The sequence below is a fragment of the Streptomyces sp. CB01201 genome (assembly GCF_002803085.1).
GTDB classification, from domain to species: Bacteria; Actinomycetota; Actinomycetes; order Streptomycetales; family Streptomycetaceae; genus Streptomyces; species Streptomyces hundungensis.
This window is the reverse complement of sequence record NZ_NNBJ01000005.1, coordinates 71,703-87,996: the sequence shown is the minus strand read 5'-3', so window position 1 is coordinate 87,996 and position 16,294 is coordinate 71,703. Positions and strand designations below refer to the sequence as shown.

Below are 16,294 nucleotides of genomic sequence, written 5' to 3'. Positions count from 1 at the left end.
GCAAGGAGCGGTGCCATGGAGCCCAACGGTGTCCCCGCGCGGGGTGAACCGCCCGCGCGCCCCCGGTTACCCGGCCGCCGGGCCGAGCCCGGCCCGGACCGGACGACGTGCCCGGACGCGAGCAGCGGACCCGGCACCCCGCCCTCCGACGCCGAGGTGCTCGGACTGTGCGCCGCCGCCGAGCGGGCCTTGCCCGGTGGCGCCCCGCCGCTCGCGCCCGACCTCCTGCTCGCCGCCGCGCAGCTCGGCTGGCGGGTGCAGGCGGGGGCGGCGGCGCGCGAGCGCATCGTCGCCCTCGCCGCGCCGCCGGCCGGGTCGGAGTGCGAACCCCGCCGGATCGCGACCCTCGCGCTGGCTCAGCCGGTGCGCCAAGCCGCCCTGGTGACCGCCCAGTTGGGCCGGTTCCACACGGAGAGGGTGTCCGATGCCGACGACCTGTGGATGCTCGGGACGGCCGCGCACGCGGTGGGCGAACCGGTGCTCGCGGTGGACTGCATCGACCGCGCGGAGACGCTGCTGCGCGATCAGGGCCGGCCCGGCCCGCCGCCCCACGCGCTCGTCGTCCGCGCCCAGGCCCTGCTCGACCTCGGCGACTGGCACCGGGCGGCCCGAACCACCGAGGAGATCCGCCGCCTCGCCGCGGACGACCCGGAGCCCCCGGAGTGCGTGGCGGACGCGCTGACGGTCGGGGCGCAGGCGGCGGCCCTCAGCGGGGACACCGCGGCCGCGCTGCGCCTCACGGACCGGGCCGGGTCCCTCCGCTCCGAGGGGCCGAGCGCCGTTGCGGCCACCCGGGCGCGCCTCGTCCGTGCAATCGCGGCCTGCTCGGACGAGCGTCATGACGACGCGTACGCGCTGCTGCGGGCGCTGTTCACCGAAGAGCGCGGCATCGTTCCCGACCCGCCCGACCCGCCCGGCCCGTCCGACCCGTCCGAGCGGGACCGGCGCGACCCCTGCCCGCCCGACCGGCACGGTCCCGCCCTCCACGCGCCCGACCCGAACGGTCCCCAGCCCCGCCCACCCCACCGGTACGGGTTCGACCTCAACCCACCCGCGCCGGACGGCGGTTCCGGGTGCCGGGAGAGCTTCGGGGCGATCGGATTCCTGGCCGAGGCCGCCGTGGCACTGGACCGGCGCGGTGAGGCCGCGGCGGTGGTCGCCTCCCTCACCCGGCGCACCGCGGGGTCCCCGGCGTCCCTGCTGCGCGTCCAGTTGCGGTACGCGGCGGCGGTGCTTGCCGACGACATGGAGGCCGAGACCCTGTTCCGGCGGGCCCTCGCGGACAATCTGGCCCGCTGGCCGTGGCCGCGGGCGCGCGCCGAATGCGCGTACGGCAGCTGGCTGCGCGCCCAGCGCAGGACCGCCGAGGCGTGTCCGCTGCTGCGCTCCGCGCGCCTGGGCTTCGAGCGGATCGGCGCCCGGCCGTGGGCGGAGCGGGCCGCCGAGGAGCTGCGGAACGCGGGTGGGTCGCCGCGCAGGCCCGGCTGAGCGGATCCCCGGCGGCCACGCACCGGCCCACCGCGGCGGGGCGCGCCGGATCACTCCGCCCCTCGGCGGCGGGGCGGGCCGGTGGCGGGGCGAGCCGGTGGCGGGGCGAGCCGGTGGCGGGGCGAGCCGGTGGCGGGGCGAGCCAGATCACATGGACCGATGACGCCTCGGGTCTGGCGCGCTCGTTACTCGCCAGTTAATCTCAGGTGAGCGGGTAACCCCCCGCGACTCCGGTGGCCTGGTGACGCAGCCACCGCGAGTGATCGTCGGTTCGGCAGTTCTGTACGACGTGCCCCGGGACAGGGCCGTCGGCCCTTGCACCACGACTCAACTCCCGCACGCCGTGCGCCCGTTGGCGTATTCGAGCGCCCCCTGATGCCGGTCGCGTGCGCCCTCTCTCAGTCGTCACTCATCCCTGGAGTCCCGTGATGGACGTCCCCCTGAACACTGTCGCCGTGGTCGGACTCGGCACGATGGGCACCGGCATCGCCGAGGTCCTGGCCCGCGCCGGCCGCGAGGTCATCGGCATCGACATCAGCGAGCGCGCAGGCCGCCAGGCGGTGGCCGCCCTGGAGGCCTCCACGGCCCGCGCGGTGGCCCGTGAGCGGATCACCCCGCAGGAGCGCGGCGACATCCTCGCCCGGTTCCGTACCTTCACCGACCTCCAGGCCGCGGCCGAGGCCGAGCTCGTCATCGAGGTCGTGCCCGAGTCCTACGAGCTCAAGCAGCAGGTCTTCCACGCGCTCGACTCCATCGTGGCTCCCACCGCGATCCTGGCGACCGGCACCAACGCCCTCTCGGTGACCCGGCTCGCCGCCGACTCCGCGCACCCCGAGCGCGTCATCGGCCTGCACTTCTTCAACCCGGCGCCCGCGATGAAGCTCGTCGAGATCGTCTCGTCGGTGCTCACCGCTCCCCCGGCCGTGGACGCGGTCACCGCGCTCGCCCTCGACCTGGGCAAGGAGCCCGTCGCGGTCGGCGACCGCCCCGGTTTCGTCGCCGACGGACTGCTCTTCGGCTACCTCAACCAGGCCGCCGCGATGTACGAGTCCAAGTACGCCTCGCGCGAGGACATCGACGCCGCGATGAAGCTGGGCTGCGGGCTGCCGATGGGCCCGCTCGAACTGCTCGACCTGATCGGCATCGACACCGCGCGGACCGTCCTGGAAGCGATGTACGCCTCCTCGCAGGACCGGCTGCACGCGCCCGCCCCCATCCTCGGCCAGCTCGCCGAGGCCGGGCTCACCGGCCGCAAGCGGGGCCGCGGCTTCTACACCTACGAGGGCGAGGGCAGCCCGGTCGTGGTGCCCGACGCCCAGACGCCGGACGCCATCGCGGGCGCCGGCGGCGGCCGGGAGGTCCGCTCGGTCGGCGTGGCCGGCTCGGGCACCATGGCCTCCGGCATCGCCGAGGTCTTCGCCAAGGCCGGCTACCACGTGGTGCTCGCGGCACGCAGCCTGGAGAAGGCGGAGACCGCCAAGTCCCGTATCGGCAAGTCGCTTTCACGCTCCGTCGACAAGGGCCGGCTCACCGCCGAGGCACGCGAGGAGACCCTGAACCGGATCACGGCCGCCGGCGCCCTGGAAGCCTTCGCCGAGGTCGACCTCGCGGTCGAGGCGGTCGCCGAGGACCTGGAGGTCAAGCAGCAGCTCTTCGCGGCCCTGGACAAGATCTGCAAGCCGGGCGCGGTGCTCGCCACCACCACCTCCTCGCTGCCCGTCGTCGCCTGCGCCCGCGCCACCGCGCGCCCGCAGGACGTCATCGGGATGCACTTCTTCAACCCGGCCCCGGCGATGAAGCTGGTCGAGGTGGTCCGCACGGTGCTCACCTCCGACGAGGTGCACGCCACCGTCCGGGACGTCACCGCGAAGATCCGCAAGCACCCGGTGGACTGCGGCGACCGCGCCGGGTTCATCGTCAACGCGCTGCTCTTCCCGTACCTCAACAACGCGATCAAGATGGTGCAGGAGCACTACGCGACCCTGGACGACATCGACGCCGCGATGAAGCTGGGCGGCGGCTACCCGATGGGCCCGTTCGAACTGCTCGACGTGGTGGGCCTGGACGTCTCCCTGGCCATCGAGAAGGTGCTGCACGCCGAGTTCCGCGACCCGGGTCTGGCCCCCGCGCCACTGCTCGAACACCTCGTCGCGGCCGGCTGCCTGGGCCGTAAGACGGGCCGCGGATTCCGCGAGTATGCCCGGCGCTGATCCTGAGGCGGGGTGGGGCGGGCTGCTGGAACCTCCGGGCAGCCCGCCCCCGTGGGCGCGACTTCCTGCGAACATGCAGTACGTTCGGTCCATGCCCCAGCCAGCCAGGTCCTCCCGTACGAACGCTGTGCCCGACGCCCCGGAAAGTGCCGCGGGCAGCAGGGCGGCCGCACAGCGCCTCAAGATGCGCCGTGAACTGGCGGCCGCGGCGATGGACCTGTTCTCCGCGAAGGGGTACGAGGCGACCACCGTCGACGAGATCGCGGCCCGCGCCGGGGTAGCCCGGCGGACCTTCTTCCGGCACTTCCGCTCCAAGGAAGAGGCGATCTTCCCCGACCACGACGACACCCTGGTGCGCGCCGAGTCGGTCCTCAACGCCGCGCCCCCGCACGAGCATCCGCTCGACACCGTGTGCCGGGGCATCAAAGAGGTCATGAAGATGTACGCGGGCTCGCCCACGGTGTCCGTGGCCCGCTACAAGCTGACCCGTGAGGTGCCGACGCTGCGGGAGGCCGAGATCGCCTCGGTCGCGCGCTACGAGCGCCTCTTCACGCGCTATCTGCTCGGCCACTTCGACGAGCACGACCACCAGCCGGGGAACGACGACCCGCTGCTCGCGGAGGTGGCCGCCTCGGCGGTCGTCACCGCGCACAACCACGTACTGCGCCGCTGGCTGCGGGCCGGCGGCCAGGGCGACGTGGAGAGCCAGCTCGACCACGCCTTCTCGATCGTGCGCGAGACCTTCGGCTCGGGCATCGGCGCGGGCCGTACGGCAAAGCCGAAGGCGGCCGCGGCCTCGGTGTCGACCAGCGACGAGGTACTGGTCGCGGTGGCCCGCACGGACGCCCCGCTCGACGAGATCATGCAGAGCATCAAGCAGGCCCTCAGGACTACGTAGCAGCCGCACCGCATGACGTCGGCCGCACCCCTCATCGGGGGGTGCGGCCGTTCGCGTTCCCGGGCGAGGCGCTGACCTGCAACGATCGATCATCGCTCATCTGCGCGGGGCATTCCGCAACTGAGAGAAACTCTTGGCACGCAGTGTCTTGTCACTTGGCACCGGGTGCCATACGTTGATGTTGTCCGGGTGGTCGGCAGCCGGCGAATCCGCCGTACGCCGACTGTCCCCACGAGCCGCCACTGGCGCGTGCGCCCGGACGCCTGCGTCACAGGCAACCCTCCCGCGCCCACCCGGCGCTGCCGCACTTGAACCACACCGCCGAACCGACGGCACACCTCCACAGCACCACCCCCGAAGACCCTCAACGCCCCTCAGGGGCGCTTCGACGGAGGCAACACCGTGAAGGAAATCCTGGACGCGATCCAGTCGCCGGAGTCCACCTCCGCCGACTTCGCCGCTCTGCCGCTCCCCGAGTCCTACCGTGCGATCACCGTGCACAAGGACGAGGCGGAGATGTTCGCCGGGCTCAGCACCCGCGACAAGGACCCCCGCAAGTCCCTGCACCTGGACGAGGTCGCGATACCCGAACTCGGCCCGGGCGAGGCCCTGGTGGCCGTCATGGCCTCCTCGGTCAACTACAACTCGGTCTGGACCTCGATCTTCGAGCCCGTCTCCACGTTCAGCTTCCTGGAGCGCTACGGAAAGCTGAGCGAGCTCACCAAGCGGCACGACCTGCCGCACCACATCATCGGCTCCGACCTCGCCGGAGTCGTGCTGCGCACCGGCCCCGGCGTCAACGCCTGGCACCCCGGCGACCAGGTCGTCGCGCACTGCCTGTCGGTCGAGCTGGAGAGTTCGGACGGGCACAACGACACGATGCTCGACCCCGAGCAGCGCATCTGGGGCTTCGAGACCAACTTCGGCGGCCTGGCGGAGATCGCGCTGGTCAAGTCCAACCAACTCATGCCCAAGCCGAAGCACTTGAGCTGGGAGGAGGCCGCCGCTCCCGGTCTGGTCAACTCGACCGCGTACCGACAGCTGGTCTCCCGCAACGGCGCCGGCATGAAGCAGGGCGACAACGTCCTCATCTGGGGCGCCAGCGGCGGACTCGGCTCCTACGCCACGCAGTTCGCGCTCGCGGGCGGCGCCAACCCGATCTGCGTGGTGTCCTCTCCGCAGAAGGCGGACATCTGCCGCTCGATGGGCGCCGAGGCGATCATCGACCGCAACGCCGAGGGCTACAAGTTCTGGAAGGACGAGCGGACCCAGGACCCCCGGGAGTGGAAGCGCTTCGGCAAGCGCATCCGCGAGTTCACCGGCGGCGAGGACATCGACATCGTCTTCGAGCACCCCGGCCGCGAGACCTTCGGCGCGAGCGTCTACGTCACCCGCAAGGGCGGCACCATCACCACCTGCGCCTCCACCTCGGGCTACATGCACGAGTACGACAACCGCTACCTGTGGATGTCCCTGAAGCGCATCATCGGCTCGCACTTCGCCAACTACCGCGAGGCGTGGGAGGCCAACCGCCTCATCGCCAAGGGCAAGATCCACCCGACGCTCTCCAAGGTGTACGCCCTGGAGGACACCGGACAGGCCGCCTACGACGTGCACCGCAACCTGCACCAGGGCAAGGTCGGCGTGCTCGCGCTGGCTCCGCGCGAAGGCCTCGGCGTCAGCGACCCCGAACTGCGCGAGAAGCACATCGACGCCATCAACCGCTTCCGTAACATCTAGGCCCAGGACGATTCATGACAGAGCGTCAGAAGGATTGGCCGTGGCTCATGCGGACCTACGCGGGTCATTCGACCGCCGAGGCGTCCAACGAGCTCTACCGCCGCAACCTCGCCAAGGGTCAGACGGGTCTGTCGGTCGCGTTCGACCTTCCGACGCAGACCGGATACGACCCCGACCACATCCTCGCCCGCGGCGAGGTGGGCCGGGTCGGGGTCCCGGTGTCCCATCTCGGGGACATGCGGCGGCTGTTCCAGGACATCCCCCTGGAGCAGATGAACACCTCGATGACGATCAACGCCACCGCCATGTGGCTGCTCGCCATGTACCAGGTGGTGGCCGAGGAGCAGGGCGCGGACATCACCAAGCTCCAGGGCACCACCCAGAACGACATCGTGAAGGAGTACCTCTCGCGCGGGACGCACGTCTTCCCGCCGGAGCCTTCGCTGCGCCTGACGACGGACATGATCTGCTACACCGTCAACAACATCCCCAAGTGGAACCCGATCAACATCTGTAGCTACCACCTCCAGGAGGCGGGAGCCACCCCGGTCCAGGAGATCGCGTACGCGATGTCCACCGCGATCGCCGTGCTCGACTCGGTGTTCGCGTCGGGCCAGATCCCCGAGGACCGCAAGGGCGATGTGGTCGCCCGCATCTCCTTCTTCGTGAACGCGGGCGTCCGCTTCGTCGAGGAGATGTGCAAGATGCGCGCCTTCGGCCGCATCTGGGACGAGATCACACGGGAGCGGTACGGGATCGAGGACGCCAAGCAGCGCCGCTTCCGCTACGGCGTCCAAGTCAACTCGCTCGGTCTGACCGAGGCCCAGCCGGAGAACAACGTCCAGCGGATCGTGCTGGAGATGCTGGCCGTGACGCTGTCCAAGGACGCCCGCGCCCGCGCGGTCCAACTCCCGGCCTGGAACGAGGCGTTGGGTCTGCCGCGTCCCTGGGACCAGCAGTGGTCGCTGCGCATCCAGCAGGTCCTGGCGCACGAGAGCGACCTGTTGGAGTACGAGGACATCTTCGCCGGATCACACGTCATCGAGGCCAAGGTGGACTCCCTCGTCGAGGAGTGCCTGGCCGAGATCGGCCGGATCCAGGAGATGGGGGGCGCGCTCGCGGCGGTCGAGTCGGGCTATCTGAAGTCGCAGCTCGTCTCCTCGCACGCCGAGCGCCGGGCCCGGATCGAGGCCGGCGAGGAGAAGATCGTCGGCGTCAACTGCTACGAGTCCACCGAGCCGAGCCCGCTCACCGCGGATCTGGACGGGGCGATCATGACGGTCGATCCGGCCGTCGAGGCCCGGGTGGTCGCCGCCCTGAAGAACTGGCGCGACACCCGCTACCAGCCTCCCTTCAACCACCCGCGGCCCTGCAAGGCGCTGGAGAAGCTGAAGGAGGCGGCCCAGGGCACCGGCAACCTGATGGAGGCCACCCTGGAGTGCGTGCGCGCCGGTGTCACGACCGGCGAGTGGTCCGAGGCGCTGCGGGAGGTGTTCGGCGAGTTCCGGGCGCCCACCGGTGTGTCCTCGGCCCCGGTCGCGGTCACCGCCGAGGAGGGCACCCCGCTGGCCGCCGTCCGCGCGAAGGTGGCCCGAACCGCCGCCGACCTGGGCTCGGGCCGGCTGCGCCTCCTGGTCGGCAAGCCGGGCCTCGACGGCCACTCCAACGGGGCCGAGCAGATCGCGGTGCGTGCGCGGGACGCCGGCTTCGAGGTGGTCTACCAGGGCATCCGGCTCACCCCGGAACAGATCGTGAGCGCCGCCCTCGCCGAGGACGTGCACTGCGTCGGCCTGTCCATCCTGTCCGGCTCGCACGCCGCGCTGGTGCCGGACGTACTGGTGCGGCTGCGCGAGGCCGGGGCCGGCGACATCCCCCTCATCGCCGGCGGGATCATCCCGCCCGCGGACGCCGAGGAGTTGCGCAAGGCGGGCGTAGCCGCCGTTTTCACTCCCAAGGACTTCGGTATCACGGAGATCATCGGCCGTATCGTCGACGAGATCCGGAAAGCGAACAAGCTCGACCCGTTGGAGGTCCCCGCATGAGCACCACCCCCGTCAACCGGCTCCGCCCCCGCCGCTCCTGCCTCGCGGTCCCCGGGTCGAACCCCCGCTTCCTGGAGAAGGCCCAGGGCCTGCCGGCCGACCAGGTCTTCCTCGACCTGGAGGACGCCTGCGCCCCGCTGGCCAAGCCCGAGGCGCGGCACACCATCGTCAAGTTCCTCAACGAGGGCGACTGGACGGGCAAGACGCGGGTGGTGCGCGTGAACGACTGGACGACCGAGTGGACGTACCGCGACGTCGTCACGGTCGTCGAGGGCGCGGGCCAGAACCTCGACTGCATCATGCTGCCGAAGGTGCAGGACGCCCAGCAGGTCGTGGCCCTCGACCTGCTGCTCACCCAGATCGAGAAGACGATGGGCTTCGAGGTCGGCAAGATCGGCATCGAGGCGCAGATCGAGAACGCGCGCGGCCTCAACAACGTCAACGCGATCGCAGAGGCCTCGCCGCGGACCGAGACGATCATCTTCGGCCCGGCCGACTTCATGGCGTCGATCAACATGAAGTCGCTCGTCGTGGGCGAGCAGCCGCCCGGGTACGGCGCCGACGCGTACCACTACATCCTCATGAAGATCCTGATGGCCGCGCGCGCCAACGACCTCCAGGCGATCGACGGCCCCTACCTCCAGATCCGCAACGTCGACGGCTACCGCGCGGTCGCCCAGCGTGCGGCCGCCCTCGGCTTCGACGGCAAGTGGGTGCTGCACCCGGGCCAGGTCGAGGCGTCGAACGAGATCTTCTCGCCGTCGCAGGAGGACTTCGACCACGCCGAGCTGATCCTGGACGCGTACGAGTACTGCACGTCGGAGGCGGGCGGCAAGAAGGGCTCGGCGATGCTCGGCGACGAGATGATCGACGAGGCCAGCCGCAAGATGGCCCTGGTCATCTCCGGCAAGGGCCGGGCGGCGGGCATGCAGCGCACGTCCAAGTTCGAGATCCCGGAGGCGTGAGCACCATGCAGTTCGGCCGCACCTATGAAGAGTTCGAAGTCGGCGCCGTCTACAAGCACTGGCCCGGAAAGACGGTCACCGAGTACGACGACCACCTGTTCTGTCTGCTCACCATGAACCACCATCCGCTGCACTTGGACGCCAACTACGCCGAGAACACGACCGACTTCGGCAAGAACGTCGTGGTGGGCAACTACATCTACTCGCTGCTGCTCGGCATGAGCGTGCCGGACGTCTCCGGCAAGGCGATCGCCAACCTGGAGATCGAGTCGCTGCGGCACGTGGCGCCGACCTTCCACGGCGACACCATCTACGGCGAGACGACGGTCCTCGACAAGACGCCCTCGAAGTCGAAGAACGACCGCGGAATCGTCCATGTCGAGACCAAGGGCTACAAGCAGGACGGCACCCTGGTCTGCGTCTTCCGGCGCAAGGTGATGGTGCCGACCGAGACGTACATCAAGGAGCGCGGCGGCGAGCAGCCCGGCCGGCCCCAGCTCGTCGAGCCCGCCAAGAAGACGGAGAAGTAGCCATGGCCCGTCTCGCGCAGACCGCCGGTCTGACCGACGTCCAGCAGGAAATCCTTTCCACCGTGAGGGACTTCGTCGACAAGGAGATCATTCCGGTCGCGACCGAGCTGGAGCACAAGGACGAGTACCCGACACGGATCGTCGAGGGACTCAAGGAGTTGGGCCTGTTCGGCCTGATGATTCCCGAGGAGTACGGCGGTCTCGGGGAGTCGCTGCTCACCTACGCCCTGTGCGTGGAGGAAATAGCGCGTGGCTGGATGTCGGTGTCCGGCATCATCAACACGCATTTCATCGTGGCGTACATGCTGAAGCAGCACGGCACCCAGGAGCAGAAGGACACCTTCCTGCCGCGCATGGCGCTCGGCGAGGTGCGCGGCGCGTTCTCGATGTCGGAGCCGGCGCTCGGTTCGGATGTGTCGGCGATCACGTCGAAGGGCGTCAAGGACGGTGACGAGTACGTCCTGAACGGCCAGAAGATGTGGCTGACCAATGGCGGAACGTCATCACTGGTGGCCGTTCTGTGCCGGAGTGACGAAGGACACTCCCCTTCCGAGGTGGCCGCCGCACCCCACAAGTCGATGACGACCTTCCTGGTGGAGAAGGAGCCGGGCTTCGGCGAGGTCCGGCCGGGCCTGACGATTCCCGGCAAGATCGACAAAATGGGATACAAGGGTGTCGATACCACCGAACTGGTCATGGACGGCCTGCGAATTCCGGCCAATCGCGTGCTCGGCGGGACCACCGGCCGAGGGTTTTACCAAATGATGGACGGCGTCGAGGTCGGCCGGGTCAACGTCGCGGCACGTGGCTGCGGAGTCGCTCAGCGTGCATTTGAGCTGGGTGTCTCCTATGCCCAGCAAAGGCACACTTTCGGAAAGCCGATCGCCCAGCACCAGGCGATCCAGTTCAAGCTCGCCGAAATGGCTACCAAGGTCGAAGCGGCGCATGCGATGATGGTGAACGCAGCACGCAAAAAGGACTCCGGGGAACGAAACGACCTCGAAGCGGGGATGGCGAAGTATCTCGCCTCCGAGTACTGCAAGGAGGTGGTGGAAGACGCGTTCCGCATTCACGGCGGTTACGGCTTCTCCAAGGAGTACGAGATCGAGCGCCTGTACCGCGAGGCGCCGATGCTGCTCATCGGTGAAGGTACCGCCGAGATCCAGAAAATGATCATTGGACGCCGACTTCTTGAGGAGTACCGGTTCCAGGGTTGATTGTCGCTTTTGAGTCGGTATGGCCGCGAAGAACATCACACCCTGTCATCGCCTTCCGGCCGCCGACTCGGCTTCTGGCTTGCCCAGTTGCGGCTCGCAACCGATACCATCGCCGGTAAACCTGCCGCCGTCCCCCGTTGCCAGCGCGGCATCATCCGCTACGAAGGTCATCCATGCCCCACAGCCAAACCTCTGCACCACGCGACGGCTTCCTCAAGGGACGCCTTGCTCGCGGAGCATCGCCGTGGCTTCTGCCGACCGTCGCCACCGCAGCCCTCAGCCTGGCCCGCTCGCGCCGCTCCAAGGGCGCCGCGATCGTGGCCGTGCCCACCACCGCTCTCGCGGCGGGCATGCTGTGGTTCTTCCGCGACCCCGAGCGTGAGATCACGCAGGGGCGGGTCATCTCCCCCGCCGACGGTGTGGTGCAGAGCATCATGCCGTGGAAGGACGGGCGTACCCGCGTCGCGATCTTCATGAGCCCGTTGAACGTCCACGTCAACCGTGCGCCCCTCGCGGGCACGGTGACTTCGGTGGAGCACATCCCCGGTGGCTTCGTTCCGGCGTTCAACAAGGAGAGCGAGAACAACGAGCGCGTCGTCTGGCACTTCGACACCGAGCTCGGTGACATCGAGATGATCCAGATCGCCGGCGCGGTCGCGCGCCGCATCGTGCCGTACATCCCCCAGGGCACCAAGGTGGAGCAGGGCGAGCGCATCGGCCTCATCCGCTTCGGCTCGCGGGTCGACATCTACCTCCCCGAGGGTGTCGAGGTCGCGGTCGAGGTCGGTCAGGCGACCACGGCGGGGGTGACTCGAATTGACCGTGATTGATCCCGAGACGCAGGCCGGCTGGGTCCCCGAGGCGGAGTCCGAGGACGACGTCGAGGACATGCCGCTCTCACTGAGGCTGTCGATAGCGGACACCCTCACACTGGGCAACGCCACGTGCGGCTTCATGGCGGTGTACTTCACCACCACCGGCATCCTCATCCCGCACCTCTCCGGCAGCCAGGAGACCGGCATGGCGCGGCACTCCGCCGCGACCGCCGTGATCCTGATGCTGCTGGCCGCGATCTTCGACCTCTGTGACGGTCTGGTCGCGCGCAAGCTGCGCAGCTCCCCGATGGGTGCCGAGCTGGACAACCTCTCGGACCTCATCAGCTTCGGGCTCGCCCCGGCCTATTTCGTGCTCGTGTACGGCATGGTCGCGGACGACGCCCACCAGCGGGTCGCCGCGGTCGCGGCGATCACGGTGCTGCTCGCCGTGGTGCTGAGACTCGCGCGCTTCTCGTGCGTGACGATGAAGGACGGCATGTTCCAGGGCATGCCGAGCCCGTTCGGCGCGCTCACGGTCGTCTCGATCGTCCTGCTTGAGCTGCCGTTCGTTCCGACGCTGCTCGCCGTCATCGGGGTCGCCTGGCTGATGGTGAGCCGGGTCGAGTACCCGAAGCCGCGGGGCATCCTCGCGGTGGCGATGCTCAGCTGGATCATCGGGGCGATGGGTCTGCTCGCGGCATGGGCGTTCGACGCGCCCGGCGGTCAGGCGCTGCTCCAGACCGGCTGTGCGCTCCAGATCGTCCTGGCCGCCACGATCCCCCTCTTCGCGACGGCCCGCCGGGTGAACAGCTTCCGCGACAACCGCCGCGAGGCGCGGGCGGCGCAGCTGCCCTAGTTCCTCACGGCGCTGGAAAGGGGCCCCGGGTTCTCGAACCCGGGGCCCCTTTTCGTGCCCTCAACCTGCGGGGCGGGGTGCTTGCCGGGCTGCTTACTCGGCTGCGCGTGCCGTGAGGGCCGTTCGCGCAGTTCCCCGCGCCCCCAACCCCGCTTTCGACCTCGCACCGTGCGTGGTTGCTCGCGCCGTTCCCCGCGCCCCCAAAAACCCGACGTCGGCAGCGGACCGCGGGTGGCTGGTCGCGCAGTTCCCCGCGCCCCCAACCCCACTTTCGGCCTCGCACCATGCGTGGTTGCTCGCGCAGTTCCCCGCGCCCCCAACCCCGCTTTCGGCCTCGCACCGTGCGTGGTTGCTCGCGCCGTTCCCCGCGCCCCCAAAAACCCGACGCCGGCCGCGGACCGCGGGTGGCTGGTCGCGCAGTCCCCCGCGCCCCTGAAGGATTCGGTGCTGGGCAGTGCAGGCATCTTCAGCCCGTCCGGCGATTGAGGACGAGCGCCGTTCAGGCGCGAACGGGGGTGCAGGGGGCGGAGCCCCCGCCCCGGGTCTGGGGCGCAGCCCCAGGGCTCAGCTCATCCAACCCGCCGCACGGGACGGGGGTCCCCCCTGCTCATTAAGAGCTTAGGGGAGGGTGGGCAGACCCCCGGGGTCAGTGCGCGTTCTCCGTCGGGCGGAGGTCGGCCGGGATCTTCGCCCAGGCGAGGACCGCGGCGGCCAGCGGCAGCGCAGAGGCCAGCAGGAAGGTCGGGGTCATGCCCGCGGTGAAGGCCGCCGAGGCCTTCTCCAGGAGCAGCGCCCCGGCCGGGCCGCCGAGCGAGGAGGCCACGTGGGCCGCCTCGCCGACCGAGTCGTGTACGGACGCGGTCGCGGCCCCGTCCAGGCCGAGCTCGGGCAGCTTGGCCCGGTACAGGGCCGCCGCGATGCTGCCGAGGATGGCGACGCCCATGGCCGCGCCCAACTCGTAGCAGGTCTCCTCGACCGCGGCCGCACCGCTGACGTGCTCCTTGGGCGCGGAGGCCATCAGCGTCACCGAGGCCGCCGTGGTCGCGATGCCGACGCCACAGCCGAGTACGCCGAGCGCCACGGCGACGCCGGGGTAGGCCAGCGGACCGGACTGCTGGAACAGCCACGGCAGGGCGAGCCCCGCGGTCATCAGGAGCAGCCCGCCGCCGATGACGTGCCGGATCGGCAGCCGGTGCATCAGGGCCGGGGTCACCAGCGAGGTGACGACCAGGCCCAGCGGCGCCGGAAGCAGCCGTACCCCGGCCTCCAGGGGGCTGTAGCCCTGGCCGTACTGGAACCACTGGGTGACCAGGAACAGCGCCGAGCCGAGCGCGATCATCCCGAGGAAGATCGAGGCGGCGGCGATGCTGAAGGAACGGTTGGTGAAGAGCCGTACGTGGAAGAGCGGCTGGGCCAGGCGCAGCTGGCGGCGGACGAACACGGTCAGCGCGACGGCCGCCACCACCAGCAGCACCCAGGCGACGGGGTCGGCGGGGCCGCCCTTGCCGAGCTGCTTGATGCCGCCGGCCAGGGCGAGCATGCCGACGACGGACTGGCCCACGCCCCACCAGTCCCAGCGGCCCTCGCGGGGCTGACGCGACTCGGGCAGGATCCAGGCGCCGAACGCGATGATCACCAGGGCGACCGGGATGTTGATCAGGAACGCGGACTGCCAGCCGTTCTGCTCCACGAGCAGCCCGCCGACCACCGGGCCCAGTGCCATGCCGCCGCCGAAGACCGCCGCCCACACCGCGTAGGCGAGGGCGCGCTCACGGGCGTCGGTGAAGACGTCGCGCAGGATCGACAGGGTGGACGGCATGATCGCCGCGCCACCGACGCCGAGCAGCGCGCGGGCGGCGATGACCTGCCAGGCCGCGGTCGCGAAGACCGCCATCAACGAGGCGAGCGCGAAGATCGCGAAGCCGGTGAGCAGGAGTCGCTTGCGCCCCCAGCGGTCGCCGAGCGCGCCGGCCGTCACCAGGAGGCCCGAGAGCGCGAGCGCGTACACGTCGATGATCCACAGCTGCTGTACGGAGCTGGGCTGGAGGTCGCTCACCAGGGAGGGGAAGGCGACGTTGAGGATCGTGGTGTCCATCGCGATGAGCAGCAGGCTGCCGGACAGGATCGCGAGGACGAGCCAGCGCCGGGGGTCGAGGGCCGGCGTGCCGAGGGGCGACGTCATGAAACACTCCAGTATCGAATGAGACACAAGTGTCTCATGGCTGGAAAGGGCTCGCACACGCGGTCGCATGGACAGCGCATGCACACCGCCGGCAGCTTCAGGGAACGACAGAACGGCCCCCCTCGCGAGTGCGAGGGGGGCCGCTGCGATCGGGCGGTCCGGGTGCTAGCGCAGGAAGTCGTTCGCGATGTTCTCGGCGACCTGTTCCAGGAGCGGGCCCGCGTTCGCCATCGAGCGGGCCGGGTCGGACTCCAGTTCCGTCAGCGCGTAGGCGCGGCGGATGCCCGCCTCGCCGAGCTGGCCCGGCTGGAGCAGCAGTCGGCCGCACACCGCGACGACCTCGATGCCGGCCGCGCGGGCCGCCGCCGCGACGCCGGCCGGAGCCTTGCCGTGCAAGGTCTGCTCGTCCAGCGAGCCCTCGCCCGTGATGACCAGGGTGGCCCCGGCGAGCGCGGGCGCGAAGCCGAGGACGTCCAGCATGACCTCGATGCCCGGCCGGAAGGCGGCGTCAAGCGCCACGAGCGCGCCGTAGCCGATGCCACCGGCGGCCCCGGCGCCCGGGGCCAGCGCGGCCTCGGCGGCCTTCGCGCCGAACGGGCCCTCCAGGACCTTGGCGTAGTGGGCCAGGGCCGCGTCCAGGGTCGCCACGTCCTCGGGCGAGGCGCCCTTCTGCGGACCGTAGATCGCCGGGGCGCCCTTCGGGCCGGTCAGCGGGTTGTCGACATCGCTGGCGAGGACGAGCTCCACGTCCTTGAAGCGGGCGTCGAGACCCGAGAAGTCGGCCGTCACGAGGTCGGCGAGCGCGCCGCCGCCCGGGCCCACCGGCTCGCCCGAGGCGTCCAGGAAGCGGACGCCGAGCGCGGCCAGCATGCCGGCGCCGCCGTCGGTCGTCGCACTGCCGCCGACGCCGAACACGACGGTCCGCGCGCCCGCGTCGAGTGCGGCGAGCAGCAGCTCGCCGGAGCCGTACGTGGTGGCGGTGAGCGCCGCGAAGACGCCCTCGGGGAGGTGCTGGAGCCCGGAGGCCTCCGCCATCTCGACCACGGCCACGCCGTCACGCACCGCGTACGCCGCGGTCACCGGGGTGCCGAGCGGGCCGGTCACCGGCACCTCGCGGCGCTCGAATCCGGCCGCCACCGCGGCCGCCACCGTGCCGTCGCCGCCATCGGCGACCGGCAGGGTGTCCACCCGCAGATCCGGGACGACCCGCCGCAGCCCGGCCGTCACCCGCTCCGCGACCTCTACGGCCGTGAGCGAGCCCTTGAACTTGTCCGCCGCCACGAGTACGCGGGCGGTCTCCAAAACTGCGCCGTCCGTCACCTTGCTATCCCTTGCTTTCGAACAGGCAGTC

12 protein-coding genes are annotated in these 16,294 nt (G+C 70.5%); 10 read left to right on the top strand and 2 right to left on the bottom strand.

Going from position 1 to position 16,294, the window contains the following annotated elements; translation table 11 throughout:
* Nucleotides 1-15: 15 nt before the first annotated feature.
* From CG740_RS12590 to pssA, 10 genes are all read left to right on the top strand, one after another.
* Complete coding sequence (locus CG740_RS12590) at nucleotides 16-1,488, top strand: hypothetical protein (RefSeq protein WP_100575172.1); 1,473 nt, start codon at nucleotides 16-18, stop codon at nucleotides 1,486-1,488.
* A gap of 428 nt (nucleotides 1,489-1,916) precedes the next feature.
* Nucleotides 1,917-3,698 carry a 3-hydroxyacyl-CoA dehydrogenase family protein gene (locus CG740_RS12585; protein ID WP_100575171.1) on the top strand — a complete coding sequence of 594 codons (1,782 nt, stop codon included), beginning with the start codon at nucleotides 1,917-1,919 and terminating at the stop codon, nucleotides 3,696-3,698.
* A gap of 91 nt (nucleotides 3,699-3,789) precedes the next feature.
* The gene (locus CG740_RS12580) at nucleotides 3,790-4,596 is read left to right on the top strand and encodes a TetR family transcriptional regulator (protein WP_234376214.1); all 807 of its coding nucleotides are present in this window, start codon (nucleotides 3,790-3,792) and stop codon (nucleotides 4,594-4,596) included.
* A 402-nt stretch (nucleotides 4,597-4,998) separates the two neighbouring features.
* Complete coding sequence (gene ccrA / locus CG740_RS12575) at nucleotides 4,999-6,336, top strand: crotonyl-CoA carboxylase/reductase (protein WP_100575169.1); 1,338 nt, start codon at nucleotides 4,999-5,001, stop codon at nucleotides 6,334-6,336.
* Nucleotides 6,337-6,350: 14 nt separating this feature from the next.
* Entirely contained in the window at nucleotides 6,351-8,378 is a 2,028-nt protein-coding gene (locus tag CG740_RS12570) for a protein meaA (protein ID WP_100575168.1), read from the top strand.
* Nucleotides 8,375-9,343, top strand: coding sequence for an HpcH/HpaI aldolase/citrate lyase family protein (locus tag CG740_RS12565; RefSeq protein ID WP_100575167.1), 969 nt, complete (start codon nucleotides 8,375-8,377; stop codon nucleotides 9,341-9,343). The genes CG740_RS12570 and CG740_RS12565 overlap by 4 nt, the downstream gene beginning before the upstream one ends.
* A gap of 5 nt (nucleotides 9,344-9,348) precedes the next feature.
* Nucleotides 9,349-9,873 carry a MaoC family dehydratase gene (locus CG740_RS12560; RefSeq protein WP_100575421.1) on the top strand — a complete coding sequence of 175 codons (525 nt, stop codon included), beginning with the start codon at nucleotides 9,349-9,351 and terminating at the stop codon, nucleotides 9,871-9,873.
* 2 nt (nucleotides 9,874-9,875) lie between these two features.
* The gene (locus tag CG740_RS12555; RefSeq protein ID WP_100575166.1) at nucleotides 9,876-11,090 is read left to right on the top strand and encodes an acyl-CoA dehydrogenase family protein; all 1,215 of its coding nucleotides are present in this window, start codon (nucleotides 9,876-9,878) and stop codon (nucleotides 11,088-11,090) included.
* 173 nt (nucleotides 11,091-11,263) lie between these two features.
* Entirely contained in the window at nucleotides 11,264-11,920 is a 657-nt protein-coding gene (locus CG740_RS12550) for a phosphatidylserine decarboxylase (protein ID WP_100575165.1), read from the top strand.
* On the top strand, nucleotides 11,907-12,761 hold the full coding sequence (gene pssA, locus CG740_RS12545) for a CDP-diacylglycerol--serine O-phosphatidyltransferase (RefSeq protein ID WP_199846421.1): 855 nt from the start codon (nucleotides 11,907-11,909) through the stop codon (nucleotides 12,759-12,761). Before CG740_RS12550 ends, pssA begins: the two co-directional genes overlap by 14 nt.
* Nucleotides 12,762-13,407: 646 nt before the next feature.
* Here the strand turns inward: pssA and CG740_RS12540 are convergent.
* Nucleotides 13,408-14,943 carry an MFS transporter gene (locus tag CG740_RS12540; protein WP_100575163.1) on the bottom strand — a complete coding sequence of 512 codons (1,536 nt, stop codon included), beginning with the start codon at nucleotides 14,941-14,943 and terminating at the stop codon, nucleotides 13,408-13,410.
* Between the two features lie 165 nt (nucleotides 14,944-15,108).
* On the bottom strand, nucleotides 15,109-16,263 hold the full coding sequence (locus CG740_RS12535) for a glycerate kinase (protein WP_100575162.1): 1,155 nt from the start codon (nucleotides 16,261-16,263) through the stop codon (nucleotides 15,109-15,111).
* Between the last annotated feature and the right edge of the window lie 31 nt (nucleotides 16,264-16,294).

What these genes read in the sequence shown, in the direction of transcription:
- CG740_RS12590 (WP_100575172.1), top strand. Translation starts at nt 16, where the DNA reads ATGGAGCCCAACGGTGTCCCCGCGCGGGGTGAACCGCCCGCGCGCCCC.
- CG740_RS12585 (WP_100575171.1), top strand. Translation starts at nt 1,917, where the DNA reads ATGGACGTCCCCCTGAACACTGTCGCCGTGGTCGGACTCGGCACGATG.
- CG740_RS12580 (WP_234376214.1), top strand. Translation starts at nt 3,790, where the DNA reads ATGCCCCAGCCAGCCAGGTCCTCCCGTACGAACGCTGTGCCCGACGCC.
- CG740_RS12570 (WP_100575168.1), top strand. Translation starts at nt 6,351, where the DNA reads ATGACAGAGCGTCAGAAGGATTGGCCGTGGCTCATGCGGACCTACGCG.
- CG740_RS12565 (WP_100575167.1), top strand. Translation starts at nt 8,375, where the DNA reads ATGAGCACCACCCCCGTCAACCGGCTCCGCCCCCGCCGCTCCTGCCTC.
- CG740_RS12560 (WP_100575421.1), top strand. Translation starts at nt 9,349, where the DNA reads ATGCAGTTCGGCCGCACCTATGAAGAGTTCGAAGTCGGCGCCGTCTAC.
- CG740_RS12555 (WP_100575166.1), top strand. Translation starts at nt 9,876, where the DNA reads ATGGCCCGTCTCGCGCAGACCGCCGGTCTGACCGACGTCCAGCAGGAA.
- CG740_RS12550 (WP_100575165.1), top strand. Translation starts at nt 11,264, where the DNA reads ATGCCCCACAGCCAAACCTCTGCACCACGCGACGGCTTCCTCAAGGGA.
- CG740_RS12540 (WP_100575163.1), bottom strand. Translation starts at nt 14,943, where the DNA reads ATGACGTCGCCCCTCGGCACGCCGGCCCTCGACCCCCGGCGCTGGCTC.